At 71.2% G+C, this 23935-nt stretch carries 25 protein-coding genes; 7 read left to right on the top strand and 18 right to left on the bottom strand.

All coding sequences use genetic code 11. From position 1 onward, the window contains the following. Positions 1-124: 124 nt before the first annotated feature. Genes AB0H84_RS34685 through AB0H84_RS34660 form a run of 6 tightly spaced genes read right to left on the bottom strand, consistent with a single transcriptional unit; the run spans position 125 to position 3865 of the window. Positions 125-316: a hypothetical protein gene (locus AB0H84_RS34685; protein WP_357613865.1), complete on the bottom strand. Its 192-nt coding sequence runs from the start codon at positions 314-316 to the stop codon at positions 125-127. Positions 317-348: 32 nt separating this feature from the next. Then, a complete protein-coding gene (locus AB0H84_RS34680) occupies positions 349-1203 on the bottom strand; it encodes a SpoIIE family protein phosphatase (protein WP_357613963.1) in 855 nt (284 codons plus the stop codon). Continuing rightward, the gene (locus AB0H84_RS34675; protein WP_357613862.1) at positions 1203-2183 is read right to left on the bottom strand and encodes a hypothetical protein; all 981 of its coding nucleotides are present in this window, start codon (positions 2181-2183) and stop codon (positions 1203-1205) included. Before AB0H84_RS34675 ends, AB0H84_RS34680 begins: the two co-directional genes overlap by 1 nt. Further along, entirely contained in the window at positions 2180-2608 is a 429-nt protein-coding gene (locus tag AB0H84_RS34670; RefSeq protein WP_357613859.1) for an ATP-binding protein, read from the bottom strand. The genes AB0H84_RS34675 and AB0H84_RS34670 overlap by 4 nt, the downstream gene beginning before the upstream one ends. After that, positions 2598-2972: an STAS domain-containing protein gene (locus tag AB0H84_RS34665; RefSeq protein ID WP_357613856.1), complete on the bottom strand. Its 375-nt coding sequence runs from the start codon at positions 2970-2972 to the stop codon at positions 2598-2600. Before AB0H84_RS34665 ends, AB0H84_RS34670 begins: the two co-directional genes overlap by 11 nt. Further along, complete coding sequence (locus tag AB0H84_RS34660) at positions 2969-3865, bottom strand: STAS domain-containing protein (RefSeq protein ID WP_357613853.1); 897 nt, start codon at positions 3863-3865, stop codon at positions 2969-2971. Before AB0H84_RS34660 ends, AB0H84_RS34665 begins: the two co-directional genes overlap by 4 nt. 140 nt (positions 3866-4005) lie before the next feature. Between AB0H84_RS34660 and AB0H84_RS34655 the strand changes: the two genes are divergently transcribed. Together AB0H84_RS34655 and AB0H84_RS34650 are read left to right on the top strand one after the other, a co-directional pair. Next, positions 4006-5184, top strand: coding sequence for a PP2C family protein-serine/threonine phosphatase (locus AB0H84_RS34655; protein WP_357613850.1), 1179 nt, complete (start codon positions 4006-4008; stop codon positions 5182-5184). Between the two features lie 17 nt (positions 5185-5201). Continuing rightward, positions 5202-5726, top strand: a complete 525-nt coding sequence (locus tag AB0H84_RS34650; RefSeq protein ID WP_357613847.1) for a MarR family transcriptional regulator — start codon at positions 5202-5204, stop codon at positions 5724-5726. Positions 5727-5795: 69 nt separating this feature from the next. Here AB0H84_RS34650 and AB0H84_RS34645 read toward each other — a convergent pair whose 3' ends face one another. From AB0H84_RS34645 to AB0H84_RS34635, 3 genes are all read right to left on the bottom strand, one after another. Continuing rightward, positions 5796-6806 (bottom strand): RNA polymerase subunit sigma-70, encoded by a 1011-nt coding sequence (locus tag AB0H84_RS34645; protein ID WP_357613844.1) that lies wholly within the window; start codon positions 6804-6806, stop codon positions 5796-5798. 94 nt (positions 6807-6900) lie between these two features. Beyond that, positions 6901-8343, bottom strand: a complete 1443-nt coding sequence (locus AB0H84_RS34640) for an MFS transporter (RefSeq protein ID WP_357613841.1) — start codon at positions 8341-8343, stop codon at positions 6901-6903. Between the two features lie 99 nt (positions 8344-8442). After that, complete coding sequence (locus AB0H84_RS34635) at positions 8443-9192, bottom strand: hypothetical protein (protein WP_357613839.1); 750 nt, start codon at positions 9190-9192, stop codon at positions 8443-8445. A 222-nt stretch (positions 9193-9414) separates the two neighbouring features. On the opposite strand from AB0H84_RS34635, the gene AB0H84_RS34630 reads away from it, so the two are divergent. Then, positions 9415-10434 carry an MBL fold metallo-hydrolase gene (locus tag AB0H84_RS34630; protein ID WP_357613836.1) on the top strand — a complete coding sequence of 340 codons (1020 nt, stop codon included), beginning with the start codon at positions 9415-9417 and terminating at the stop codon, positions 10432-10434. A gap of 6 nt (positions 10435-10440) precedes the next feature. Here the strand turns inward: AB0H84_RS34630 and AB0H84_RS34625 are convergent, their stop codons facing one another. After that, on the bottom strand, positions 10441-11421 hold the full coding sequence (locus AB0H84_RS34625; protein WP_357613833.1) for a sigma-70 family RNA polymerase sigma factor: 981 nt from the start codon (positions 11419-11421) through the stop codon (positions 10441-10443). A 159-nt stretch (positions 11422-11580) separates the two neighbouring features. On the opposite strand from AB0H84_RS34625, the gene AB0H84_RS34620 reads away from it, so the two are divergent. Next, complete coding sequence (locus tag AB0H84_RS34620) at positions 11581-12993, top strand: alpha/beta fold hydrolase (RefSeq protein WP_357613830.1); 1413 nt, start codon at positions 11581-11583, stop codon at positions 12991-12993. 8 nt (positions 12994-13001) lie between these two features. Here AB0H84_RS34620 and AB0H84_RS34615 read toward each other — a convergent pair whose 3' ends face one another. Beyond that, a complete protein-coding gene (locus AB0H84_RS34615; protein ID WP_357613827.1) occupies positions 13002-13913 on the bottom strand; it encodes a DMT family transporter in 912 nt (303 codons plus the stop codon). Between the two features lie 136 nt (positions 13914-14049). Between AB0H84_RS34615 and AB0H84_RS34610 the strand changes: the two genes are divergently transcribed. The 3 genes from AB0H84_RS34610 to AB0H84_RS34600 all read left to right on the top strand — a co-directional run bounded on the left by AB0H84_RS34610 (position 14050) and on the right by AB0H84_RS34600 (position 17228). Then, positions 14050-14550: a SigE family RNA polymerase sigma factor gene (locus AB0H84_RS34610; protein WP_357613824.1), complete on the top strand. Its 501-nt coding sequence runs from the start codon at positions 14050-14052 to the stop codon at positions 14548-14550. Further along, positions 14547-15674, top strand: coding sequence for a hypothetical protein (locus AB0H84_RS34605; protein ID WP_357613821.1), 1128 nt, complete (start codon positions 14547-14549; stop codon positions 15672-15674). Before AB0H84_RS34610 ends, AB0H84_RS34605 begins: the two co-directional genes overlap by 4 nt. 147 nt (positions 15675-15821) lie before the next feature. Next, positions 15822-17228 carry an erythromycin esterase family protein gene (locus tag AB0H84_RS34600; protein WP_357613818.1) on the top strand — a complete coding sequence of 469 codons (1407 nt, stop codon included), beginning with the start codon at positions 15822-15824 and terminating at the stop codon, positions 17226-17228. Positions 17229-17530: 302 nt separating this feature from the next. Here AB0H84_RS34600 and AB0H84_RS34595 read toward each other — a convergent pair whose 3' ends face one another. The 7 genes from AB0H84_RS34595 to AB0H84_RS34565 form a co-directional block, all read right to left on the bottom strand. Beyond that, positions 17531-17965, bottom strand: a complete 435-nt coding sequence (locus AB0H84_RS34595) for a GNAT family N-acetyltransferase (RefSeq protein ID WP_357613815.1) — start codon at positions 17963-17965, stop codon at positions 17531-17533. Between the two features lie 47 nt (positions 17966-18012). Continuing rightward, positions 18013-18687 carry a DUF998 domain-containing protein gene (locus AB0H84_RS34590; protein ID WP_357613812.1) on the bottom strand — a complete coding sequence of 225 codons (675 nt, stop codon included), beginning with the start codon at positions 18685-18687 and terminating at the stop codon, positions 18013-18015. An 89-nt stretch (positions 18688-18776) separates the two neighbouring features. Continuing rightward, positions 18777-19838, bottom strand: coding sequence for a hypothetical protein (locus AB0H84_RS34585; protein ID WP_357613809.1), 1062 nt, complete (start codon positions 19836-19838; stop codon positions 18777-18779). A gap of 86 nt (positions 19839-19924) precedes the next feature. Beyond that, positions 19925-20377 carry a DUF4262 domain-containing protein gene (locus tag AB0H84_RS34580; RefSeq protein WP_357613806.1) on the bottom strand — a complete coding sequence of 151 codons (453 nt, stop codon included), beginning with the start codon at positions 20375-20377 and terminating at the stop codon, positions 19925-19927. A 154-nt stretch (positions 20378-20531) separates the two neighbouring features. Continuing rightward, the gene (locus AB0H84_RS34575; RefSeq protein WP_357613804.1) at positions 20532-21749 is read right to left on the bottom strand and encodes an FAD-dependent oxidoreductase; all 1218 of its coding nucleotides are present in this window, start codon (positions 21747-21749) and stop codon (positions 20532-20534) included. A gap of 94 nt (positions 21750-21843) precedes the next feature. Then, positions 21844-22788 carry an RNA polymerase sigma-70 factor gene (locus AB0H84_RS34570; RefSeq protein ID WP_357613801.1) on the bottom strand — a complete coding sequence of 315 codons (945 nt, stop codon included), beginning with the start codon at positions 22786-22788 and terminating at the stop codon, positions 21844-21846. 412 nt (positions 22789-23200) lie between these two features. Continuing rightward, positions 23201-23911, bottom strand: coding sequence for an SDR family NAD(P)-dependent oxidoreductase (locus tag AB0H84_RS34565; protein WP_357613798.1), 711 nt, complete (start codon positions 23909-23911; stop codon positions 23201-23203). Positions 23912-23935 lie beyond the last annotated feature (24 nt).

The following is a 23935-nucleotide window of genomic DNA, read 5'->3' as shown; positions in this document are numbered from 1 at the left end:
AGGGTGTCCCGTGGACGCACCTGCTGATCACGGCAGCCCCGTACCCGGCGATCGTCGTGATCCTGGCGCGGCCCCACCACGGCGTGCGGGCCCGCCTCGGGCTGCTGACCGCCGTGGCCGTGCTCTACGCGCTGCCGTTCCTCCTCATCGGGACGGAGTGGTCCTGGCTGCCGTGGCCGCTCGCCGTGGCGGTGCTCTGCCTGCTGCCCGGCCGGGCCGCCTGGCCGCTGCTCGGCCTGATCGTGCTCGCCGCGGGCGCGGCGGCCGGGCTCTCCGGCGACGGGCCGCTACGGGCTCTGCAGCCGGCGACGGCCACCGACGGGCTGATCCTGTTGGCCCCGTTCGCGGCTACGGCGTCCAGCGCATGGCCAGGAGGAGGGTGTCGTCGCTGTGCAGCACCCTGCGGTGCATCACGCGGACGAGCGTGTCGGTCAGCTCGTCCACCGGCAGGTCCCGGTGCCGCCCCGCCAGGTCGGCCAGCTCGTCCAGCCCCGCGTTGAGGTCGCGCCGGGCCTCCACCAGCCCGTCGGTGTAGAACAGCACCAGCGTGCCGGGCGCCAGCCGGCACTCGGCCACGTGGTCGCTGCCCGGCTCCGGATAGCCGAGGCCGCGCCCCCACGCCTCCAGGTACGCGGCCGGCTCGCCCGGCGCGGCGATCAGCGGTGGCGGGTGGCCGCCCGTGGCGACCCGCAACATCCCGGTACGGGGATCGAAGCGGGCCACCAGCACGGTCCCGGTCAGCTCGGGGAAGACCGGCTGCAGGATGGCCGCGGCCCGCCCCACCACGCTCTCCAGCGGCAGCCCGGCCAGGGAGAGCACGCGTACGGCGTGGATGATGTTGAGCGCGGCACGGGTGCTGGCCACGCCGTGGCCGGCCGCGTCCACCACGACGATGTGCAGCTCGCCGCCCGGCAGGACGACCACGTCGTAGAGGTCGCCTCCGGTCGGCGCGTCGTCCTCGGCCGAGGAGTAGTACACCGCCAGCCGCGCCTGCTCCACCTCCGGGATCGGCGGGCGCAGGGCGTCCTCCAGCTCGCGGAAGATCGTCCGGTGGGCCCGCCTGAGCTGCTCGTCCCGCTCCTCCAGCTCCACGACGAGGGCCAGCACGCCCTGGTTGGTGCTGGCCAGCTCGTCACGGAGCTTGGCCAGCTCCTCCTCCAGCGTACGGATCCGCCGGCCGAGCGCCTCCTCGGAGGAGGTCATCACGTTCCCCTCTCCCTGAGCGCCACGACCGTCGCGTCGTCGCGGAGGCGCCGATGGTCGCGGGCCAGCAGGCCCACCAGCAGCGGAGGCGGCTGGGTGAACATCCAGTCGCCCGCCGTACGCAGCCAGCTCTGGGCGATGCCGTCGCTGTGCACGACCACGGTGGCCCCGGCAGGCAGCGGCATGGTCTGGAGGCGTAGCGGCGGGATGCGCAGGCCGAGCGTTCCCGGCTGCGGGGTCAGCATGGTCGGCGGGCTGTCGCCGTACAGGATCGCCGCGCCCACGCTGCCCACTCCGCAGAACTCCGCCTGGGCCGCGCCGCGGGGCAGGCGCACCAGGGCCGCGACGGCTCCTCTGGAATGCCGGAGCGCGTCGTGGATCGCCGCCATGGCCAGCGGCAGGGGGCGTTCGGGGTCGCTCAGGAACGAGGCGGCGGCCGAGCGGCTGGCGGGGGCGGCGTCCGCGCCGCGGCCGAGGCCGTCCACCACGAGCGCCACCGTGGCGCCCGCGGTCTCGGTCAGGACGAACGCGTCGCCGCTGGTCTCCTGTCCCAGCGCGGGCAGTCGCAGCGTGCCCACCCTGGCCGGGACGGGATCGTCGTGGAAGCGCGCGAAGATGGCGGTCCCGTGCCGCGGGTGGGAGAAGATCCCGAAGGTGGTGGCGAGACGGCGTACCGCGCCCAGCCCGCTGCCCAGCGTGCCGGCGCTGCTGTAGCCGTCGGTCAGGCAGCGGGCGACGTCCTCCATGCCGGGGCCCTGGTCGACCGCCAGCAGCTCGAGACCGCCCGCGGGCCCCGGCTGCACCAGGAGCGCGCCCCCGTGCGTGTGCTTGGCGATGTTGCTGGCGAGCTCGGAGGCCGCAACTGCCGCCCGTTCGGCCAGCAGGGGCGCCAGCCCGAGCTCGCGGGCGGCCTGGCGCGTCACGGAGACCGCCTGGACGACGGCGGCCTCCTGATCGACGCGTACCTCCGTGGTGATCAACGGCCCACCCAGCGTGTGATCACCACCGTCGTGCCCCTGCCCGGCCCGGTGTCCAGATGGAACTCGTCGACCAGCCGCTTGGCGCCGCCCAGCCCGTGGCCCAGCCCGTGGCCGGTGGAGTAGCCGTCGACCAGCGCCGCGTCCGGATCGACGATGCCCGGCCCGTCGTCGGAGATGGTGAGCCGGAGGCCGGCCCGCGGCGGCGGGACGAGACGCTCGATCACCAGCTCCCCGCCGCCCCCGTGCACGTAGCAGTTGCGGACCAGCTCGCTCGCCGCCGTGATCAGCTTGGTCTGGGCGACGAGGCCGAAGCCGGCCTCCAGCGCGGCGGCCCGTACCGCGTGCCGGGCGGCGAGCAGGTCCTCCTCGGCGCGGATCTGGAGCGAACTCACCTGCCCGGGCGCCATGACTTCCCTATCCGTCACGAGATCCTCCCGGCTGGGAGAGCATGTTCACGGCGTGCTCCACCGACAGTGCCGTCTCCACACCGGGCAGGTCCAGCCCCAGCTCCACCAGAGTGATGGCGACCGGGTAGCGCATGCCGGCCACCACCACGCGCGCGCCCAGCAGCCGGGCCATCGTGGCGATCTCCACCAGGATCCGCGCCGCGAACGAGTCGACGATCTCCAGCTTGGTGATGTCGAGCACCACCGCCTCCGCCCCGACGGTGCTCACCTGCCGGCTCAGCTCGTCGGCGAAGAGCACGGCCGTCTTGTCGTCCAGCTCCTTGAGGAGGCCGGCCAGCAGGATCTTGCCGAGTCGCAGGATCGGAATCTCTGATGAGGTCATGGAACGTTCGAGAATGTGCTCTCGCTGGGCTTCTCCTCCACCGGCCAGACGTCGCCGACCATGCGCATCGCCGTGGTCAGCGCGTCAGCCAGGGACGAGCGGGTGATGATCTCGGACAGATCGATGCCCAGCCGGGCGATCATCTGCGCGATCTGGGGACGGATGCCGCTGAGTATGCAGTCGGCGCCCATGAGCCTGGTGGCCGCCACGGTCTGCATCAGGTGCTGGGCGACCGCGGTGTCCACGGTGGGGACGCCGGTGATGTCGATGATCGCGACGGCGGCCTCGTTGTCCTGGATGGCCTGCAGGATGCTCTCCATGACGATCTGTGCCCGGCCGCTGTCGAGGGTGCCGATGAGCGGCACCGCGAGCACCTTGCGCCAGATTCGGACGACGGGGGTCGAGATCTCCAGCAGCTGCCGGTTCTGCCGCTGGATGATCTCCTCGCGGCTGTCGACGTACGTCTGGAACGTCAGCAGCCCGGCTCCGTCGAGCAGCCGGTTCGTCAGCTCGATGGCGTCGAGCCTGAGCCCCAGGTCGGAGATCTCGTCGGCGAGCACCTGGACGCAGGCGTCCTTGAGCGCGAAGATCGCACCGGCGATCGCCGTGGCCGAGACGCCCAGCCTGGCCCAGCGGTGCGACAGGTCCGTCACCGCGTTCCTGAGCGGCGGGAAGCGGGTGGCGACCTGGTCGAGAGGTGTGGCCCCGGCCAGTCCCTCGTAGAGGCATGAGATGATCGTCTCCGCCTCCTCGCGCAGCTCGTCGCCGTCCACGGCGCCGCCCGCTGCTAGCGTGATTTCCTGTGTCCGGACCCAGGTGGCCACGATCCGGTCCCGCTGCTCGCCCACCACACGAGCGATCTCCTCTCTCGTGCGTTCCGCGTCACCCAGCATGGACAACCCTCTTCGTACCGTTCCGTTATTTGCCGTATGACAAATATATAGGATCTTGAGACCCTTCACCCGCACAGTTATTTGCTACTGTGCAAATTCATTGGCGTCCACGTTACGACGCCCGGAGAAGAGGTCATCCGTTGGGCACCATCCCCGAAGGCGTTTACGCGGTGCAGCAGGCCATGCACGCGGCGCCGCCCTATGCGGTCGCCGAGGCGATGCGCGACGCGGTGACCTTGCATTTCGGCGTGGAGCACGTGGAGGTGCTGCTGGCCGACTACGCGCTGGTCTCGCTCCGTCCCGTGCTCGAGGAGCTGGTGCCGGGCGTGCCGGGCACCCTCATCGACGGCACCGCGGCGGGCCGCGCCTTCGCCTCCCAGGAGCCCCAGCGCGAAGGGCGGCTGCTCCACCTGCCCGTCACCGCCTGTGGCGAGCGCGTCGGCGTGCTCAGCCTCCGCCTCGCCGATCCGCTCCTCGGCGCGCCCACCGTGGAGGACCTCCAGGAGATCGCCTCCGCCCTGGGCCACGACCTGCGCGGCGCCGACCGGATCACCGACCGCTACCAGCGGGTACGCCGCATGGCCCGGCTCACGCTCGCCGCCGAGATGCAGTGGGAGCTGCTGCCCGGCTCCTGCCACCAGGGCGACGGCTACCGGCTGGCCGGGCAGTTGGAGCCCGCGTACGCGGTCTACGGCGACAACTTCGACTGGACGTGCGGGCCGCGCTGGCTGTCGCTGTCCGTCACCGACGGCATGGGCGCGGGCATGGAGGCCGCCCTGCTCACCACGCTGGCCATCACGGCCCTGCGCAACGCCCGCCGCTCCGGCGCCGGGCTGGAGGAGCAGGCGGGGCTGGCCGACGAGGCGATCTACGGCCAGTACGGCGGCCGCCTGCACGTCTCCACCCTGCTGCTGCACTTCGACGCCACCACCGGCGAGGTGTCCATGGTCGACGCGGGATCGCCCCGGCTCCTGCTGATGCGTAACGGTAAAGTACGCTCCGTCGAGCTGGAGCAGCAGCTCCCGCTCGGCATGTTCGGCCACACCACCTACACCGAGCAGCGGCTCGCCCTGGAGCCGGGCGACCGGCTCGTCATCGCCAGTGACGGCGTCTACTCCTCCCGCTCGCTCGGCGGCACCGAGTTCGGCGGGGCCCCGTTGGAGGCCCTGGTGAAATCGACCCGCATGCAGCCCGCCGACGAGGCGGTCCGTACGATGATTCGCGGCCTGCTGGACTTCCGGCGGGGCACGGAAGTGCTGGATGATGCCGTGGTGGTGTGTTTCGACTGGATCCCCGCACCGGACGACACCCGTCCATGACTCACTGAGTGGATAGCGTGAAAGACGAGCCCGTTCCGCCCTTCATCGGCCACCTGCCGCCGACGGAGTGGTCCGTCATCGAAAGGGAGGCGGCTGCCCTGGTGGCCGTGTGGGGGCGTTCGCGGCAGGCGTTCGCCACCAAGGTCTCCTCCGTCCAGCTCCAGGCCCTGCTCACCATCGAGCAGCACGAGACCATCAATCTGGGCAGGCTGGCCGCCGCCCTGGGCGCGGTGCCCTCGTCCGCCAGCCGCCTCTGCGACCGCCTGGAGGCGGCCGGGCTGGTCAGGCGCTCACACTGCGAGGAGGACAAGCGCGAGCTGACGCTCTCGCTCACGCCCTCCGGCCGCTCCCTGGTCGAGGAGCTGCAGCAGCGCCGACGCGCGGACCTCGCGCGCGTGCTGAGCGAGATGCCGCCGGCCGGCCGCATCGCGCTGCTGCGCGGCCTGCAGGCCTTCGCCGGGGCCGCCGACAGCATCATGGAACGCCAGGCCGAGGAGCCCGAGGACGACTGGACGAGCATCGCCGCCCGCCTCCTCGCCTGAACTCACCCGACGGGATCAGCCGCCTTTACCCATGGACGGCTTGGATCCGGCTGACCAGCTGCGGTCACCTCACTGCGGCGCGTACGTCGCCGGCAGGCCGAACAGCGGGAACAGCGTGGCGTCCTGGAAGGCGACGATCGCGGTGATCGCCGAGGAGGTGGTGGTGGTGAGCACCTGGATCGAGTGGGCGAGGAAGGCGCCGTGGGGGTCGCGGAGGTAGGTCGCGGCCGCCGGGCCGCGGTTGGCCGCGGTGGGCACCACCCGCCAGATGCCGGGTGTCGCGAACAGGTGCGTCTCCATGAACCGGACGATGACGGCACGCCCGCGGAACCAGGTCCGGTACGGCGGCATCTCCAGCGTGACGTCGTCGTGCAGGAGCCGGCTGAGCGAATCGAGGTCGGCGCTCACGAAGGCCCGCACGTACCGCTCGACCAGGGCCCGCTGCCGCTCGTCGAGCGGTCCGGCGCCGTCCTCGTGCGAGGGAGCCGCCGCGGCGAGCTGCGCGCGGGCGCGCTGAAGGGCGCTGTTGACCGCCGCCGTCGAGGTGCCGAGCAGCTCGGCGACCTCGGCCGCCGACCACGCCATGGCCTCGCGCAGGATGAAGACGACCCGTTGCCGGGCCGGCAGGTGCTGGAGGGCGGCGATCAGGGCGAGCCGGAGGCTGTCGCGCTGAACGGCGAGGGCGGCGGGATCGGGCGGTTGCCGCAGCAGCAGATCCGGGACCGGCTGCAGCCAGGCGGTCTCCGCGGCGCGATCGAGCGGGGTCATCGCACCTTCGGCGGGCGGGGTGAGATCCGACGGCAGCGGACGCCGGCGCCGCTGCTCGAGCGCGCGCAGGCAGACGTTGGTCGCGATCCGGTACAGCCAGGTCCGCATGGAGGCCCGGCCGGGGTCGTAGCGGTCGTGGGAGCGCCAGGCACGCAGCATGGTCTCCTGCGTCAGGTCCTCCGCGTCGTGGATGGAGCCGAGCATGCGATAGCAGTAGGCCAGCAGCTCATCGCGGAACGGTTCGGCCAGGCGGGTGAACGCCTCGTCGACGGACTCGATGACCGACATCTCTGGGGCAGCCTTCCTCTCCATGCGCGCCGGAGCGCCCGCGCGCCTTCACCGCTACTACATACTCGCTCGATCCCGGCGAATCATCGGCTGCCACGAGGTGCGGCGGAACCGCCTGTCAGGCCGGCCTCCGTACCGCGCGGGCCAACGACAGCGCGCCGAGGAGGCCGAGGAGGGACAGGGCGGCGAGGTAGGCGTTCGTGGCCGCGATCGCGTGCGGCGAGGACTGCGCCAGGGGCGGCGGGGCGAGCGCCGGGAAGACGCTGCCGAAGACGGCGACGCCGGCCAGCTGCCCGAGTTGCATGGTGGTGGTGAACAGGCCGCTGGCGTCCGCGGCCCGTGCGGGCGGGACATGGGCCAGCGCCTGGGTCAGCAGCGGGCTGACCGACGTGCCGAGGCCGGCGCCGTACACCACCTGCGCGATCCAGAGCAGCGGGCTCGCCTGGTCGCCGCCGCTCAGTGCCACCGCGGTGCCCGCGTAGCCGGCCACGCACAGCACCATGCCGATCGGCACCAGCGCATGGTGCGTGCGCTCCGGCAGCCGGCGCCAGAAGTAGCCGACCAGCCCGAAGGCGGCGGCCAGCGGGACGAGGGCGAGCCCGGCTCGCAAGGCGCTGTCGCCGAGGCCGGCCTCCAGGTGCAGGGTGAAGGCGAACAGGAAGCCGCCGTACGCGATCTGCGCGGCGGACAGGGTCAGCAGGCCCGGCCGTACCCCCCGGGCCTGCAGGACCGCCAGATTCAGCAGCGGGTCGCCGCCGGCGGCCGCGATGCGCCGCTCGACGAGCACGAAGAGCGCCACCAGCGCGAGCCCCGCGGCGAGCGGGGCGAAGATCCAGGCGGGCCAGCCGGCTTCGCGGCCCAGGACCAGCGGGAGGACGATGAGGACGACCGCGGGCAGCGCGATGGCCAGGCCGGCCAGGTCGAGCCGCCGCGCCGGGCCCGGCTGGTCGGCGGGGACCAGCCTCGGCACCATAATCGTGAGGATGATCCCGATCGGCACGTTGACCAGGAAGACCGGCCGCCAGGACTCGTCCAGCAGTCGCGCGCTCACCAGGACGCCACCGAGCAGCAGGCCGATCAGGGAGCCGACCGAGAGCACCAGGCCGTAAGCGCTGAGCGCCCTGGCCCGCGCCCGCCCGGTGAAGTGCATCTGGATGATGCTCATGACCTGCGGGATCATCACCGCGGCGCCCGCCCCCTGGACGAACCGGAAGAGGATCAGGGCGACGCCGTCGGGGGCAAGGCCGCAGGCCAGCGACGCCACGGTGAAGACGATCACCCCGGTGGCGTACGCCCGGCGCCGCCCGTAGAGCGCCCCCAGCCGGGCGCCGGTGATCAGCAGCATCGCGTACGCCGTGGTGTAGCCGCCGATCACCAGTTGCAGGGACGCGCCGGAGGCGTGCAGGTCGGCGCCGATCACCGGCATGGCGACGTTGACGATGAAGACGTCGAGCAGCCCCATGAACTGCCCCAGCAGCAGTACGGCCAGCATCGCCCCGCCCCCGCCGCCCCGCTCGGCAGCACCCTGCGTCGTTCTCGTGGTCAGGTTCGGTCCTGTCACGGCAAGACTCCGTCCGGCCGGTCGTCAGTCAGCCGCGATCGGCATCACCGCCCCCCGACGCCGTCGCTCACCGGTACATATCGGCGACGGGACGGAAACTCATCGGCCGGCCCGTGCCCCGGTGGTGTGCAGGTAGCCGGCCCCGGCGGCGAGCAGCGACGTCCCCCAGGCGAGGAAGACCAGGTAGGTCGTGGAGAAGCCCCAGCTGCCGTCGAGGATCTCGGCGCCACCGCCCGGGGCGCACGTACGGGTGACGCCGAACGCCAGGCACGTCGTCATCATCGTTCCGTACTGGCCGACCAGCAGGCCGACCACCGTCACCGGGACGACGGCGACGGCCCGGGGCACCGGCCGGCCGCCCGCCGACGGCACCCAGTCCGGCACCGTCTGCCCCCACCGGCCGATCAGCCCCAGCGTGAGCGCGGCGCCCGCGACGGGCCCGGCGACGAGCAGCCCCCAGAAGACCGCCGACCCGCCCAGATCCGCAAGGCCGGCACCGGAGGCCACTCCCAGCGGCACGTCCAGCCCCCACAACAGGTGCGGAACCGAGAAGCCCAGCACCGGCACGCCCGCCGCCACCCAGGTCACGGCCCGCACCCAGAGCGCGGGCCGGACCGTCCCGTCGGCCCGGCGCTCCGGCCTTCGCGGGCGGCCGCGCTCGCCGTAGCGGAGAGCGACCAGGGCGAGCAGCAGCCCGAGCGCGCACATCAGGATCTGCCGGACAAGCGCGGGGTCGTCCAGCTTGCCGAAAGCCAGCCGCATGACCAGGTTGCCGGGCGCCACCAGCGCAAGCGCGGCCGCTCCCGCCCACCCGGCGGCCAGGAGGGCAGGCCGTGCACGTGATCTCATGCCGGCCCACCGTAGTGCCGGGATTCTTCCGCGGGTTCCCGCTCAACGGGGAGAAGTCTCCCCCGTGCCGGGGAGCTGCCGCGAAGGAAGGAGCCCAGGCTGACCAGCATCGATACTGGCACCGCTATCGGTTCGCGAACGATAGCAATATTGGACGCCGCATGATCGGCTCTGGTCTCCTAGGCGGCATCCACGTCCCCTGGGGAAAGCAGGTGCTCCCGCATGCCCGTTGAGCAGTCCAGCCCGTTGTCCCGCCGTGCGCTGCTGGTGAGCGCCGCTCTCGTGCCGCTGGCGGGACACGAGAGCGCGGCGTCGGCCACTTCGTCCAGGAACGCGCAGTACTACTACGACCGCGCCGCCAAGCTGGCCGGCGACGATCCGGTCCTGCTGAACCTCGTCAAGGCGCTCAATTCCGGCGGCACGCCGCCGTCGGCGAAGGACCCCGAGCCGCTGCGGATCTTCGACAACGTGGCGGTGGTGGGCACCGACTTCGTCTCGGCCACGGCGCTCCTCACCTCCGCGGGCGTCATCCTCATCGACGCGCTGGGCTCACCGGAAGACGCCAAGAAGATCATCGTTCCGGAGCTGCGCTCCGTGGGCGTGGATCCGGCGACGATCAAGTACGTGGTCGCCGCCCACGGGCACGCCGATCATTTCGGGGGCGCCCAGTACCTCGCCGACCAGTACGGGGCCCGGGTCATGATGAGCCGGGCCGACTGGGACCTCCTCGCCGCCGACCCCCCGGCCAACGCCCCCAAGCGGGACCTGGAGATCACCGACGGCCAGCGCCTGACCCTCGGCGACACGACGATCACGTTCCATCTCACACCCGGGCACACGCCGGGCACCGTCTCGCCGATCTTCCCCGTGCGGTGGAAGGGCAAGCAGCACACCGCGATGCTGTGGGGCGGGACCAACCCGCCCGCCGCGACCAAGGACAAGCAGACCTACCTGTCCTCCGTGCTCGCCTTCGCCTCCCGGATGCGGCGCGCGGGGGTCGACGTCGAGCTGAACAACCACGGGCTCTGCGATCAGGGCCTGGCCCGCATGGCGGAACTGCGCAGCGGCTCCACCGGCAACAGGAACCCGTTCATCATCGGCCCTTCCCGCACGCAGCGCTTCATGAAGGTCATGGAGACCATGATGCGCGGCCGCATCGCCGCCGACCAGCAGCCGAAGGCCGCCACCCGTCCGGCGTCCCTGTCCACCTCGCCCGTGGACCCGGCCCGTACGTGCTGCTGACCGAAATCAGTCCACGAGCTTGTCGGGCAGGCCGAACAGGCTGAAGTCCGCGGTGAGGAAGGAGACCACCTCGGCGATCTCCGTTCCGCGCAGTGTGAGCAGATCCAGCCCGGCCGGCAGGTACGCCGACCGCTCCTCGTCCCACATGTAGGTGCCGAACGCGAGCTGCCCGTTCGCCCGCGCCCGCAGGAACCGCCACCGCCTGGCCATCGGCTTCGACAGGAACGCCCGGATGCTGTCGCGCCCTTCGTACCGTTCGGCCAGCGGCGGCATGCGGTACGTGGCGTCCTCCGTCAGCATCGCCACGATGGCGTCCACATCGCCGCGTTCCCATGCGCTCGCGTACCGCGCCGCCAGCTCCTGGACGCCCTCCTCCGTCAGAGAGCGCGACGCCGCCTGCCGGCCACGCCCGGGCACCCGGTCGCCGAGGATCTTCCGGGCCCGCTGCAACGCGCTGTTGACCGACGCCACCGTCGTGTCGAGCAGCTCCGCGACCTCGGCCGCGGAGAACCCGAGCACCTCCCGCAGCACCAGGACGGCACGCTGGCGGGGCGCCAGGTGCTGCAGCGCGGCGACGAAAGCCAGCTCGACGCTTTCGCGCGCCACGTACCGCGCCTCGGGGTCCGACCCCGTCCCGCCCAGCCGATCGTCGGGGTACGGCTCCGGCCACACCGTCTCCGCCCCCGGGCCGGGATCGATCGGCAGTTCCCGGCGGCCCCGCTGTTCCAGCAGGGTCAGGCACCTGTTGGTCGCGATCCGGTACAGCCACGGCCGCACCGGACCTCGGCCGTCGAACCGCGCCAGACCCCGCCACGCGCGTACGAGCGACTCCTGCAGCACGTCCTCCGCGTCATGCACGGACCCGAGCATCCGGTAGCAGTGCGCCTGCAACTCGGCCCGCAACGGATCGACGAGACGCCCGAAGGCCGCGGCGTCCCCCGCCTGAGCGGCCGCCAGCAGCGCGGTCTCCGCCTGGTCTCCCGACACGCGATCCCTTACGTGTTGAACTGGCCCTGATAGTAGTCAGTCCCGCCCTGTCCGGGCCGGCGGCGCGGTCGAGGATCGCCCCGGCCCAGCCGTCCGGCCGATCGGGATCATCCATTCGGCCGATGATCAGGAGCCGCCACCGGAGCAGCATGATGTGCCATGAACCATGCCCTCCTGGCGCTTCTCCTGGCGCTGCCGCCGGCGCCCGCCCCGGCGAGCATCTCGTGGCAGCCCTGCGGCGAGCAGGCCGAGTGCGGCTCCGTCGAGGTCCCGCTCGACTGGGACGACGCCGCCGGTCCGAAGATCAAACTGTCCGTGGTGCGCCGCAGGGCCACCGATCCCGCCGCACGTCTCGGCACGCTCTTCTACAACCCCGGAGGGCCCGGCGGCCTGGCCGCGATGCTGATTCGCGACTACCCGCAGTACGCGGTCAGCGACGAACTGCGCCGCCGCTTCGACATCGTGGGCATCGACCCGCGCGGCGTCGGCGAGAGCTCGGCCGTGTCCTGCAAGCTGCCCGTCCACGACCCGTCGGTCACCCAGTTCCCGCGGACCGCCGCCCAGTACGACCGGCTGGTCGCCCACAACCGGGCGGTCGGCGCGAGCTGCCTGTCCGGCACGGGCACGCTGCTCGGCGAGATCGACACCACGAGCGTCGCCCGCGACTTCGACGCGGTCAGGGCCGCCCTGGGGGAAGCGCGGATCAGCTTCCTCGGCAAGTCCTACGGCACGATGCTGGGCACCGAGTACGCGCGGCTGTTCCCCGGCCGGGTCCGCACCATGGCACTCGACGGCGCCGTCGACCACAGCCTCGACGCGCGGCGGCTCGTCACCGACGCCTCCGTGGCCGTCGAGGACTCCTTCGAGCGCTTCGCCGCCTGGTGCGGCCGGACGGAGACGTGCCCGATGCACGGCCGCGACGTCGAACGCGCCTGGGACGCCCTCGTCACCCGGGCCGAGCGCGAGCCCATCCCGGTCAACGGCGCCCGCCCGATGACCGCCGAGGAGCTCCGCCATGTCGGCTACGCCTTCCTCACCCAGTTCCCCGAGTACGGGCGCGGCCTGGCCAACGGCATCGTCCAGGCCGAGAACGGCGACGCCCGGCTCCTCGCCGAGATGCGCGGCCAGGTGCTGGACGACCCCGCGAGCACCGCGGCGTACCGGTCGATCCTCTGCCTGGACATCGCCCACGGCATCAGCGGCTACCGCGACCTGCGTGCCCGCCTCCACCTGGCCAGGAGGCTATCACCGCACATGAAGGGCACCTCGGAGTTCTGGGACATGACGACCGGCTGCCTGGGCTGGCCGATCCCGCCCACCAACCCGCAGCGTCCCCTGGACATCGAGGGCGTCCCGCCGGTGCTCGTGGTCGGCAACACCCACGACCCCGCCACTCCCCTGCGCTGGGCCCGCAGCCTGGTCTCCCACATCCGGGGCTCGGGCCTGCTGGTCAACGACGAGAACGGCGGCGACGGCCACACCGCCTACCTCCGGGCCCCCTGTGCGACCGCCCGCATCGACGACTATCTGACCTCCGGCGCCCTTCCCCCGGCGGGAACCGTCTGCCGGTAGCCGGGCGGTCATGCCTTCGGCGCGCGGACGCCGACCACGCATGCGCCCGCCAGGATCAGCACGCAACCGGCCAGCTGCGGCATGGCCGGCCTCTCACCCAGCACCAGCGCGCCCAGCGCCACAGAGCCGACCGGGGTGAGCAGAAGCAGGATCGCCCCCAGGTAGCTGGGCAGCCGCGGCGACCAGACCGCCACCAGCAGCCAGCCCAGCACCTGCCCGAACACGGCCACCCCGGCCAGCCACCCCACGGTGGCCCACCCGGGAGCCCATTCGACCCCCTGCCACGCCGCCCCCGCCGCCAGCGACACGACCGCCGCCCAGACGGTCACCTCCAGATAGGACTGAACCGCCCGGCCCTCATGCCCGCTGCGCCGCAGCAGGAAGAGGAAGCCCGAGTAGCAGACGGCGGCCAGCACCGCGTGAATCGTCCCCCACAGCGGATCGCCGCCCTGGGAGCCGCCGAACAGCCCGCCCGTCAGCACCACCCCCGCCACGACCACGGGCAGCACCAGCACGAACCGGCGGCTCACCTTCTCCCGGTCGATCGTCAGCGCCAGCAGCGGCACCAGGATGACCTGCACGTTGACCAGCACTGTCGACAGTCCCGCGCCGACCTCGGCGATCGCCTGGGTCCACAGGAGCATGTCCCCGGCGAACAGCGCCCCCGCCACCGCCGCCACGACGTGCTCACCTCGCGCGGGGACGCCCTTCCGGCGGCGCTCCGCGAGCGCCATCGGCACCAGGAACGGCAGCGCCAGCACGCATCGATAGAACGACGCCGTCCCGGGGGTGGTCCGAGCCAGGTCGATCAGCACCGACGACGCCGACACGCAGAGCGCCCCGATGGCCACGGCCACCGCGGGATACCCGTCCAGCCATCCCGTCGATGAGTGCAGACTCTCCGTCAGACGAGAAGCCATGTGTCCGCTCACTCCCGCCTCGAGATCATGGGCGAGGTGGACGGCTACCCCGCGAGCGGGACGGTACGCGTCGCGGTTCAACAGTTAGGGCCCCTCGCTCGGTCTATATGGAGACGGACGAGGAAAGGTTTGGACATTGGAGGAAGACTCTCGCTTCGAGAGTTTCGTCGCGGATCGAGTCGATGCCTTGCTGCGCTACGGCTACGTGCTCAGCGGCAACGCGCATGACGCGGCGGACCTCACCCAGGAGGCGCTGATCCGATTGCATCGGGCCTGGCCGCGCGTACAGCGGAAGGAGAACCCCGAAGCGTACACCCGTACGATCATGGCCAGGCTGCACATGAGCGCCTGGCGGCGGCGTCGGCGGGAGCACCTGATCTGGGATCTGCCGGACGGCGACCACTACGACCTGCTGCCCTCCGACGTGGAGCAGCGGCTGTGGCGGGCGCTCGACGGACTGCCGCGCAAGCAGCGCGCCGTGCTCGTCCTGCGGTACTACGAGGACCTGTCGGACGAGGAGATCGCCAAGGTGCTCGGCATCTCACGAGGCACCGTACGCAGCCACGCCTCTCTGGGCCTGAGCAAGCTCCGCTCGGCCCTTCCCGAATTCGCGGCCGCCGAGAAGGGCCAGTCATGACCGACGAGTTGGAGACATACCTGCGCAGCACCCTCGGACACGCCTCCGAGCACGCCCCGCACGCGCCCGCCGGGATCCACGGCCGGGTCGTCGCCCGATCGCGGCGGCGCAGGTTGCGCCTGCACGCCATGGTCGTGGGCGTGGCCGCGGCGGCGATCATCGTGCCGCTCGCCGTGATCCGGCCTGCCGGATCCGGCGGTGACGTGAGCACCGGGACGATCGACCGCGAACGGAGTTACGAGCGGAACCTGGAGAAGCGGCCCCCGATCGGCGAGCGGCTGGTCACCACGAACGTCTCCGAAGGCAGGCCGATCGAGTTGTGGTTCACCCAGGCGGCGGGCGGTGATGTGCGCTTCTGCACGCACCTGCTGAGCCGCGCAGGGGGAGGGAGTTCCTTCTGCGGCGATGAGCCGGTGACCGGGATCGCCTCCCTGGAGGGTTCCACTGCGTCCTGGCCGCCGCCGGATTCGGTGCTGTACTACGGCGCCTCCGGCGACGAGGTGAGCGCGGTCGCGGCCGTGACCGCGCGGGGCGTCAAGACGCTGGGGAAGATCCAGCGCCCGGCCGGCGCCCCCCGGTCCATCTGGACGGTGACGGTCCCGTCCACGACCGAGGTGTCCGCCTTCGAGTTCACCGACGCCCAGGGCAAGGCGCTGACCTCCGTGAAGAACAACCGCTTCACCGTGCCGGAGGCGACGGCCAAGCCGGTCGGCAAGGAGCTGAGGATGAGCGGTGGCCTGACCGCCGACGTGTACGAGGCTCCCGACAAGACGCTGATCTGGAAGCTGGACGGCAAGCCGGTCGGCACGCACCTCGTCCGGGAGAAGGATCTGATGACGGACCTGGGTGGCGACAAGTACCCGGTCGATTTGAAGGAGCGGGACCACCGGTGGTTCGGCATCGCCAGTGCCAGGACCGCCGAAGTCCAGCTGGTCTTCGCCGACGGGCGTACCGCCTCCGCCACCGCACGCCGCGACCCCTGGGGCATCGACTTCCGCCTGTTCGCCGGCACCCACGATCGGGACGGCGACATCTACCTGGAGGGATTCCAGATCGTCGGCTACGACGCCGCAGGAAAGGAGATCTGGCGCGAGCCCCACCCGCCTCAGAACACCGGCGGCTGACGAGGCGGGTGGACAGGAGTGCCCGCGGGTCTGAGCACGGGCCTGACACCCCTCGGGGGCGGTGTCAGCGACCTGTCGCCGGGCCGTCAGCGCCTCCCGCGACTGTTTCCTCATCCACAACGTCACCCGTACAGAGGAACATCGCTCGTGAACCCCAAGATCTACGGCGGCGCTCTGGCGCTCGGCCTCACCCTCGCCGCCGCGACCACCTCCACCGTGACCACCTCCGCCGCGGCCGCTGACACCGGCGACGCGGCGGTCGTGGCCGCTGACACCGGCGACGCGGCGGTCGTGGCCGCGCTCGACAGCGTGGCCAAGCCTCTCGCCTCCACCTCGCCCGCGGCCGGCCTCCACGACCTGGACGCGTTCGGCGCGATGGTGGCGGGGGCACAGGTGGTCGGCGTGGGCGAGGCCACGCACAGCACCGCCGAGTTTTACACCCTCAACCACCGGCTGTTCCGCTACCTGGTGACCGAGAAGGGCTTCACCACGTTCGCCCGGGAGCTCAGCTGGAGCACCGGCGTGCGGCTGAACGACTACGTCCTGAACGGCAAGGGCGACCCGCGCAGGATCATGCACGACGAGGTGAAGGGCCCGTACGACCTGTTCGACAACCGCGAGTTCCTCAACCTGATTACGTGGATGCGCTCCTACAACGCCACCCACGACAAGAAGGTGCAGTTCATGGGCGCCGACCTGCTCTACCCGGGCGACGTCCTGTTCGACAAGGTCCTCGCCTACGTCAAGGAGCATCACCCCGATCTGCTGCCGGAGTTCACCAAGCTGTACGAGGGGCTGCGGCCCACCACCCCGAACGCCGGGGAGTACATGGGCATCGCGCTCTCCCAGCCGCTGGAGACCCGTAAGGAGAACGCCCGGCGCGCCACCGAGGCCCTCAAGCTCCTCCAGCAGCAGAAGGCCGGCGGCGACGACCACCAGTGGGCGGTGCAGCACGCCCGCGCCCTCTCGCAGACCTTCACCGACTTCGCCTTCGACCAGGCCACCGCCGAGGGACGCAGGCAGGCGCAGGTCTACCGCGACACCGCGCTGGCCGACAACATCGTCTGGTGGAACCGGAAGACCGGCCACAAGATCCAGGTCTCCGGCCTGAACGCGCACATCAGCTACACGCCGATCGACACCATGTTCGTGCCCGCTCCCATGGGCGGTGTCCTGCGCGAACGCCTCGGCCGCCGCTTCGTCACCGTCGGCACCAGCTTCGACCAGGGCGGCTACAACTTCACCATCGACAAGGGCGAGTGCCCGGAGGGTGCGGTGCCGGCCGAGCGACCCCTGACCTGCAAGGGCTCCATCGGGGCCGCCGGGGACGACTACAACGAGTACGTCCTGGACCAGGTCCGCCACCGCGACTTCATCCTCGACACCCGCACCGCACCCCAGGCGGCCCGGACCTGGCTCGCGCAGAGCCGCCCCACCCGCCTGATCGGCGGCGGCTTCTGGTCGCCCGAGCAGGCGACGAAGGTCGCCATCGGCAAGTCCTTCGACGTGCTGATCCACCTGCACAAGGTCAAGGCCGCCACGCTCCTTCCGTAGAACGGTCATCAGGATGGGCGGAGACCTCTCGGCCCGCAGCCCCCGAGCGCCGGCGGGACGCCGACCGCACCAAGGCGGAGATCCTCGAGGTCGCTCAGCAGGAGTTCGCCCGCCACGGCTACGCGGGGGTCCGCGTCCGGACCGCGCGCGGCCACGTCGTCCTGGCCTCGGACGCGAGCCACTTCTACGAGAACATCGAGGACGACCGCCCGTTCCCGATCCTGCACAGCATGCCCGGCATGTACGGCGCCGTCGACCGGATCAGGGAACTGGCCGACGGCCGGCTACGGGGTCTGAGGGCTCTACGGGCTCACATAGTGGTGCAGCAGAGCGGGCTCACCGGCTGCGTTGACCCAGTCAGCGCGGCTGCTGCCGACCCTGCGCCAGCCCGATCGCTCGTAGAGCGCGATGGCCGCCTTGCCCTCGGAGGAGACCTCCAGCTTCAGCGGCCCACGCACAGCGGCGCGGACCGAGTCGAGCAGTTGAGCGGCCAGACGCCGCCCGCGTGCGGCCGGAGTCACGAACAGGCGGACGATCTCCCCGTCCCGGGTGATGCCCACGTGGCCGAGCACGGCGCCCTCCTCCGTCGCTATCCAGGCTGACGTCAGATCGGCCGGGGTCAGCCAGCGCCGAGGATCCTCCGGCCAGTCCACGGGATAGCGATCGACGGCCTGGACCTGGGCGAGCGCCTCGACACAGGCGTCCATGTCCTCGGGGGTTCTGAGACGGACCTTCATGCGGGCAAGCGTAAGGCCCGGAGCCCAAGGCGAGTGATTGCCGCAGCTCATCGGCGGGCGCGCCTGGGTATCCGCGGGATCTGGGCGTTCACGACGAGGATCCAGACCGCATACGTCAAGAACAGGAAGCGAGGTGGCCAACCCTCCGGCGGTACGACGACGGACACCAGCCAGTGCAGCACCAGCCCGGAGAGCGGGAGCCAGGCCGTCCACCACAGGACGGACGCCGCCCCGGTCACCGTGCGGGCCAGATCGCGGGTGATGAGCAGTGCCGCGAACGGCAGAAGGACAAGTGCGGCGAGCCCGGAGACGGCGTGCACGGTGCCGCGCGCCGTCAGCTCGGACAGCGGTGTGGCCACCGGATCGGCCACGAACACCCCCACACCGATCGTGCCGATCACGCACGCGGCGAGGACGGCAAGCCCGATCCGGCCTGCCCGGCCTCTCACCAGCGGCCGAACCGCGACAAGGAGGCAGCCGTAGCTCAACGCCGCCATGAGGAACGCCAGCACCGTCACCCAGCCGTGCCGCCCGATCGCGTACTCGCTCACGGGCTTGTGGGTGGGGTCGACCTCCGGCTTGATGAAGATCGCCGCCAGCAGCAGGATCTGGTACGCGAGGATGGCCGCACTCGACAGTCTGGCTGTCACCGCGGAGGACCGCGGCACGGTGGCGGAGGAGATGACGGTCATGGCCCTGCTCTCAGGTTCGAGGGTTTCCACGGATCTTCCGCCTGAGACGTCGGACCGGCCGCAGGCCAACGGACATCCCTCGTATGCCTGATTCCTCTCGGCTGCGGGCGTGCCGGCCGTCAGCCTGGCTCGGTCGAGGCGAAGGCCGGGTAGTGGGGCAACTCGGCCACATCCCACTCCGCGGTGCTCTCCAGGCATGCCTGTACGGCTTCCCGCACAGCCGGGAACTCGTCCCCGCCCCGGTCGAGCTCGTCCAGCAGGCGGCTCCACCGGTAGCGCAGGAGCTGCCGCCGGCTCGGCACCGGCGTCCTGGTGGCGTGCATGGGCTCATCCCGCTCACGGGCCCGCGCCATGAAGATCCCGGTCAGGAAGATCGTCCAGGCGGCCACGGCGTGCCGCACCCCCGCCTCCCAGAGCTCGTCATCGGCCAGCTCGGGATGGACGGCGAGCACCTCCTTGCGGTAGACGTCCTCGATCTCCGCCTCCACCCTCGGCGGCAGCCTGAACACGCACCAGCACGTCGCGAACGGCATGCGGACGTAGGCCGCTTCCAGAAAGGCCGAGTGATACCCGGCGCTCTCGAAGTCGAGCACCCGCAGCCCGTCCGCGGTCAGCAGGTTGTTGTCCGGGCAGATGTCGCCCGGTGAGAACACCGGATACCGCTCACCGAGCGCCTCCAGAGCCGCCAACTCGCCGTCGAGCCCCGCGGGCACAACGGGAAATACCTCTCGGAGATCGCCCACTTTGCGGAAGAGACGCTGCCTCCCACCGTCTCCTGAGCAGGCCGCCCGCGCCCGTTCCCACTCATGCCGCCGCCCTGCGCCCGCCACGGCGATCCGCCCGTACGTACGCGCCCACGCGATCAGCCCCTCCCTCGCCGCTTCCGCCGACTCCCCCAGCAGCACATCGGCCAGACTCGGCCCGGCGCCGAGGTCCGACATCACGATGAGCGGGAAGGACGGGTCGACGGCCAGCAGCCGTGGCCCGAGCCCACCGCCGAGCGGCAACCCGGCCACCTCGGCCCCGAAGCCCGAAGCGTCCAGATACGCCTTGACCACCACCGTGCCACCGTCGCCGGTCGCGCACCGCAGGACGTGGCTGCGCGAACTGCCGCCCAGATCGACCGGCCGGCTGACCCGCTCACCCAGAACCGCCGAGGCCGCCGCCAAGATCTCCTCCACGCCCACGACTCTAAAGGTCTCCGGGTCTGAACGGCAGCCCGGACACCATGCCCCCATCCCCGGCACGTGCCCCTGGGGACCTCAGGTCACAGGTCTTGGGTCCATACGCCGGGAGGGTGTTCGTCGGGCCTCGACCACAGGTGCGGCTGGTGCTCGATGTAGCGATCGTTGCCGTCCGATTGCCACGGGAAGGTGCCATCCGGGGCAGGCCAGACGACCTGGAGGAACGGGAAGGGCGGCCGCCGGTAGAACCCGATCGCCGTGCCGAAGAAGGCCCGATACCACCGATAGTCGACCGCCTTGAGCGCGACGGGGTATTCGTCGATGATGCCGCGCCTTTCCTGACCGTCCTCCAGCACCAGGCCTGCGGCCACTTCTCCGCCGAGGGCGTTGAGGCAGGCCTGCATGTCGTGGACGTCCAGGCCGAACATGGCCAACTCCGGGGAGCGATGGTTGTGCCACAGCCCGATGGTGAAGGCCCAACCGGGTCCCTGCTCGTCACCGGGAATCATCACGACCTGCCAGCCGTACCGCTGCACCTTCTCGACCGTCAGCTGATTACGACGATCCAGATCACCAGAGTCATCGCAGAGAATGGCATATCGGTCGCAAAGGGATAACGCTGGCTTGAGCGGCCGTTTGAGCGCCGGAGGGGACGCTCCGGGGCAGAGGCCGTTCGCTTCGCCTCGTGCTCTACGCCGGCTCCTTGACGGACGTGCGCGCCGCGGCGCTCTCCCGCGTGACGCGGCGGCGGCGGGTCGGCAGCCCGAGCGTCGGGTTGGCGACGCCCCAGGCGGCGCTCTTGCAGATCACTTCCTTGTAGACGGCGGCCAGCCGTCCGGTCAGGACCGCCTGCACGGCGCGGTCGTCGGCGGTGACGTACTGGATCAAGCCCTCCTTGCGGCCCAGCGAGATGCACTGGTTGAAGTAGCGGATGGACGTTTTCGGGAGCTTCCCGCCGGTCAGGCGCGCCGCGATCGCGTCTGCGGCCTGCCACGCGGTCGGCGTTCCGGAGGCGCACGACATCCGCAGCGGCTTGTCACCGGGGCCGATCACCATGGCCGCGTCGCCGATGGCGTACACGTCCGGGTGCGACACCGAGCGCATGGTCCCGTCGACCACGATCTGGCCGGTGCCGGTGACCTCCAGGGTGGTCGCCTGCGCGATCGGGTGGACCGCGAAGCCGGCGGTCCACACGGTGACCGCGGCCGGGATGGCCGTGCCGTCGGCGGTGGTGACGCGGTCGGCTTCGACGCCGGTGACGGCGGCGTGCTCGTACACGGTGATCCCGAGCTTGCCGAACACCTTCCGCAAGTGCTCGCGGCCCTTGGGCGAGAGCCAGTCGCCGAGGCCGTCCGCGGCGGCGAGGGCGACGCGGAGGTCCGGGCGGGCCTCGGCGATCTCGGTCGCGGCCTCCAGGCCGGTGAGGCCGCCGCCGACGACGAGCACGGTCTGCCCGGCGTCGAGACGGGCCAGGCGCTCGCGCAGCCGGAGCGCTCCGGGGCGGCCGGCGATCTCATAGGCGTGCTCGGCGGCCCCGGGGACGCCTTGGGGGTTCCAGCCGCTGCCCAGGGCATAGACGAGCGTGTCGTAGGCGAGTTCTTCGGCGCCGGACCCAGTGAGATCGGCGCCGTTCGGGTCGATGACGGAGACGGTCTTGCGGTCGACGTCGACGCCGGTGACCTTGGCGAGCCTCAGTTCGACGCCGGTGCCCGCGAACATCTCGCTGAACGGCCGGGGCTTGAGGTCCTGGCCGGTCGCCAGCTGGTGCATGCGGACGCGTTCGACGAAGTCGGGCTCGGCGTTGACGAGGGTGATGGTGACGTCCTCGCGGTGGAGCCGCTTGGCGAGGCGGCCGGCGGCGACGGCTCCGGTGTATCCGGCTCCGAGGACGATGATGCGGTGCTGCATTTCCTTGCCCCTGTCGTTGCGCGGGTTTGCCTCTTGAACCGGGCAGCCGGCCGTTTCCTGACAGGAACACGATGTGAAGCACCTCACATGGCGCTCAGAGGGCGTTGGGCAGGGGCTCTCCGTGGTCGGCGGCCGCCCAGTGCGCGGTCGCGCGTTCGAGCTTGTCGGGGTTGACCTGGCTGCGGAAGGCGGTGATGCCCTCGGGGGTGACCTCCAGGCACATGACGCCGACGACCCGGCCGTCCACGACGGCCACGACGGCGGGGTCGCCGTTGGCGGTCCAGGCGTAGACCTCGGGCATGCCGCCGTACAAGGCGCGCTTGGCCTCCCCCGGTTTGAACAGGCCCCACAGGAACCTCGCGACCGCGACGGCGCCCTCGAACGCCTTGGCGCGGGCCGGCACCTTCCCACCGCCGTCGCCGACCGAGATGACGTCCTTGGTGAGCAGGCGCACGAGCGGCTCGGTCTGGCCGCTGGTGGCGGCCGCCAGAAACTCCTCGACGATCCGCCGGGCGGCGGCCTCGTCGACCTCGGTGCGGACCTTGCCGTCCGCGACGTGCTTCTTGGCGCGGTGGAAGATCTGCTGGCTGGCGGCCTCGCTGATGTCGAGGATGTCGGCGATCTCCCGGTGCGGGTAGTCGAAGGCCTCCCGCAGCACGTACACCGCCCGCTCGTTGGGGGCGAGGCGCTCCATGAGGGTGAGGACCGCGTACGAGACCGACTCGCGCTGCTCGGCGGTGTCGGCCGGGCCGAGCATCGGATCCCCGGCGAGCAGCGGCTCGGGAAGCCATCGGCCCACGTAGGTCTCGCGGCGCGCCCGCGCGGAGGTGAGCTCGTTGAGGCAGAGGTTGGTGAGGACCTTCGTCAGCCAGGCCTCGGGGACCTCGATGCGGCCGACGTCGGCGGCCTGCCAGCGCAGGAACGTCTCCTGCACGGCGTCCTCGGCCTCCGTGGCGGAGCCGAGGAGGCGGTAGGCGATGGCCTCCAGGCGCGGCCTGGACGCCTCGAACCGGTCGACGTGGTTCGCGGTCAACGGCATGGCCCGATGCTAGCCCGAACACGACTTGCAACCTGTCCGATTCGTACGATCTCCGCCTGGTCTGTCTGGATACGTTGGGCCGTATGGACGCAAGCGCTACGCCGCCGCCTACGGCGAACGGCTCGACCCCTGCCTGCTCGACACCGTCATGTCCGCCTCGGCGTGAAGAGCTGCTGGACCAGCGGAACCGCTGACATCGGCGGCAACGGAAACCCGCGTACGGCCCGCGTGATGTCCTGGTACAGGTCGAGTCTGGCCATCTCCCCCGCCCCCAGGTTCATGGATTTACGTCAGGCATGGCATTCGCAATGCACACCCCTGAAGCAGTCCTCGCAGAAACAGCTAAGAATGAAAGGTCATTAGAAGGACATATGCCGGACATTTCCCCCGTGTCGTGACGGCCCGGTTCGGATTACCAGGGAACTGTGCCTTCAGCGTCGAAGTAGCCTCCGGTGGGGCCGTCAGGGCCGACCTGCGCCATGCGCACGATGATTTCGGCGCCCTGCTCGACGGTCTGAAGGCCCATGTTCCTGTTCAGGTCGGTCTTGGTGTAGCCGGGCTCCACCGCGTTGATCCGCATGTTCGGGAACGCCGTGGCGTACCGCACGGTGATCATGTTGACCGCGGTCTTGGACGCCGGATACGCGACACCCGGATAGGCGTACCCCGGGGCGCCCGGGGTGGCGGACCGCGTCAGCGAGGCCAGACCGCTGCTGACGTTGACCACGACCGGGGCGGCCGAACGCTGCAGCAGCGGGAGAAAGGCATGGAGGACGCGCACCGTGCCGAAGACGTTCGTCTCGAACGTGCGCCGCATCATGTCGGCGGTCACGTCCGCGGCACCGGCCACGACGCCGTCCGCACCGATCTCTTCCTGGATGCCGGCGTTGTTGATCAGCACGTCCAGCCCTCCGCCGGCCTCGATGGCCCTCGCCGCGGCCGCCACGGACGCGTCGTCGGTGACATCGAGCTGGACCGCGCGCACACCCAGCTGCTCGGCGGCACGGCGCCCGCGTTCGGCGTCCCGGCTTCCGATGTAGACGGTGTGGCCCGCGGCGCTGAGCCGGCGGGCAGTCTCGAAGCCGAGCCCCTTGTTCGCTCCAGTGATCAGTGTTGTCGTCACACCTCAACGCTAGGTTTTGGAGCG

It is taken from the genome of Nonomuraea sp. NPDC050786 (genome assembly GCF_040654115.1).
GTDB lineage: Bacteria > Actinomycetota > Actinomycetes > Streptosporangiales > Streptosporangiaceae > Nonomuraea.
This window is presented reverse-complemented; position numbering and strand designations above follow the sequence as displayed.

Coding starts and splice junctions, on each gene's coding strand:
- AB0H84_RS34680 (WP_357613963.1), bottom strand. CDS start 1,203: ATGACCTCCTCCGAGGAGGCGCTCGGCCGGCGGATCCGTACGCTGGAG.
- AB0H84_RS34665 (WP_357613856.1), bottom strand. CDS start 2,972: ATGACCTCATCAGAGATTCCGATCCTGCGACTCGGCAAGATCCTGCTG.
- AB0H84_RS34660 (WP_357613853.1), bottom strand. CDS start 3,865: ATGCTGGGTGACGCGGAACGCACGAGAGAGGAGATCGCTCGTGTGGTG.
- AB0H84_RS34645 (WP_357613844.1), bottom strand. CDS start 6,806: ATGGAGAGGAAGGCTGCCCCAGAGATGTCGGTCATCGAGTCCGTCGAC.
- AB0H84_RS34635 (WP_357613839.1), bottom strand. CDS start 9,192: ATGAGATCACGTGCACGGCCTGCCCTCCTGGCCGCCGGGTGGGCGGGA.
- AB0H84_RS34630 (WP_357613836.1), top strand. CDS start 9,415: ATGCCCGTTGAGCAGTCCAGCCCGTTGTCCCGCCGTGCGCTGCTGGTG.
- AB0H84_RS34620 (WP_357613830.1), top strand. CDS start 11,581: ATGAACCATGCCCTCCTGGCGCTTCTCCTGGCGCTGCCGCCGGCGCCC.
- AB0H84_RS34615 (WP_357613827.1), bottom strand. CDS start 13,913: ATGGCTTCTCGTCTGACGGAGAGTCTGCACTCATCGACGGGATGGCTG.
- AB0H84_RS34605 (WP_357613821.1), top strand. CDS start 14,547: ATGACCGACGAGTTGGAGACATACCTGCGCAGCACCCTCGGACACGCC.
- AB0H84_RS34595 (WP_357613815.1), bottom strand. CDS start 17,965: ATGAAGGTCCGTCTCAGAACCCCCGAGGACATGGACGCCTGTGTCGAG.
- AB0H84_RS34575 (WP_357613804.1), bottom strand. CDS start 21,749: ATGCAGCACCGCATCATCGTCCTCGGAGCCGGATACACCGGAGCCGTC.
- AB0H84_RS34570 (WP_357613801.1), bottom strand. CDS start 22,788: ATGCCGTTGACCGCGAACCACGTCGACCGGTTCGAGGCGTCCAGGCCG.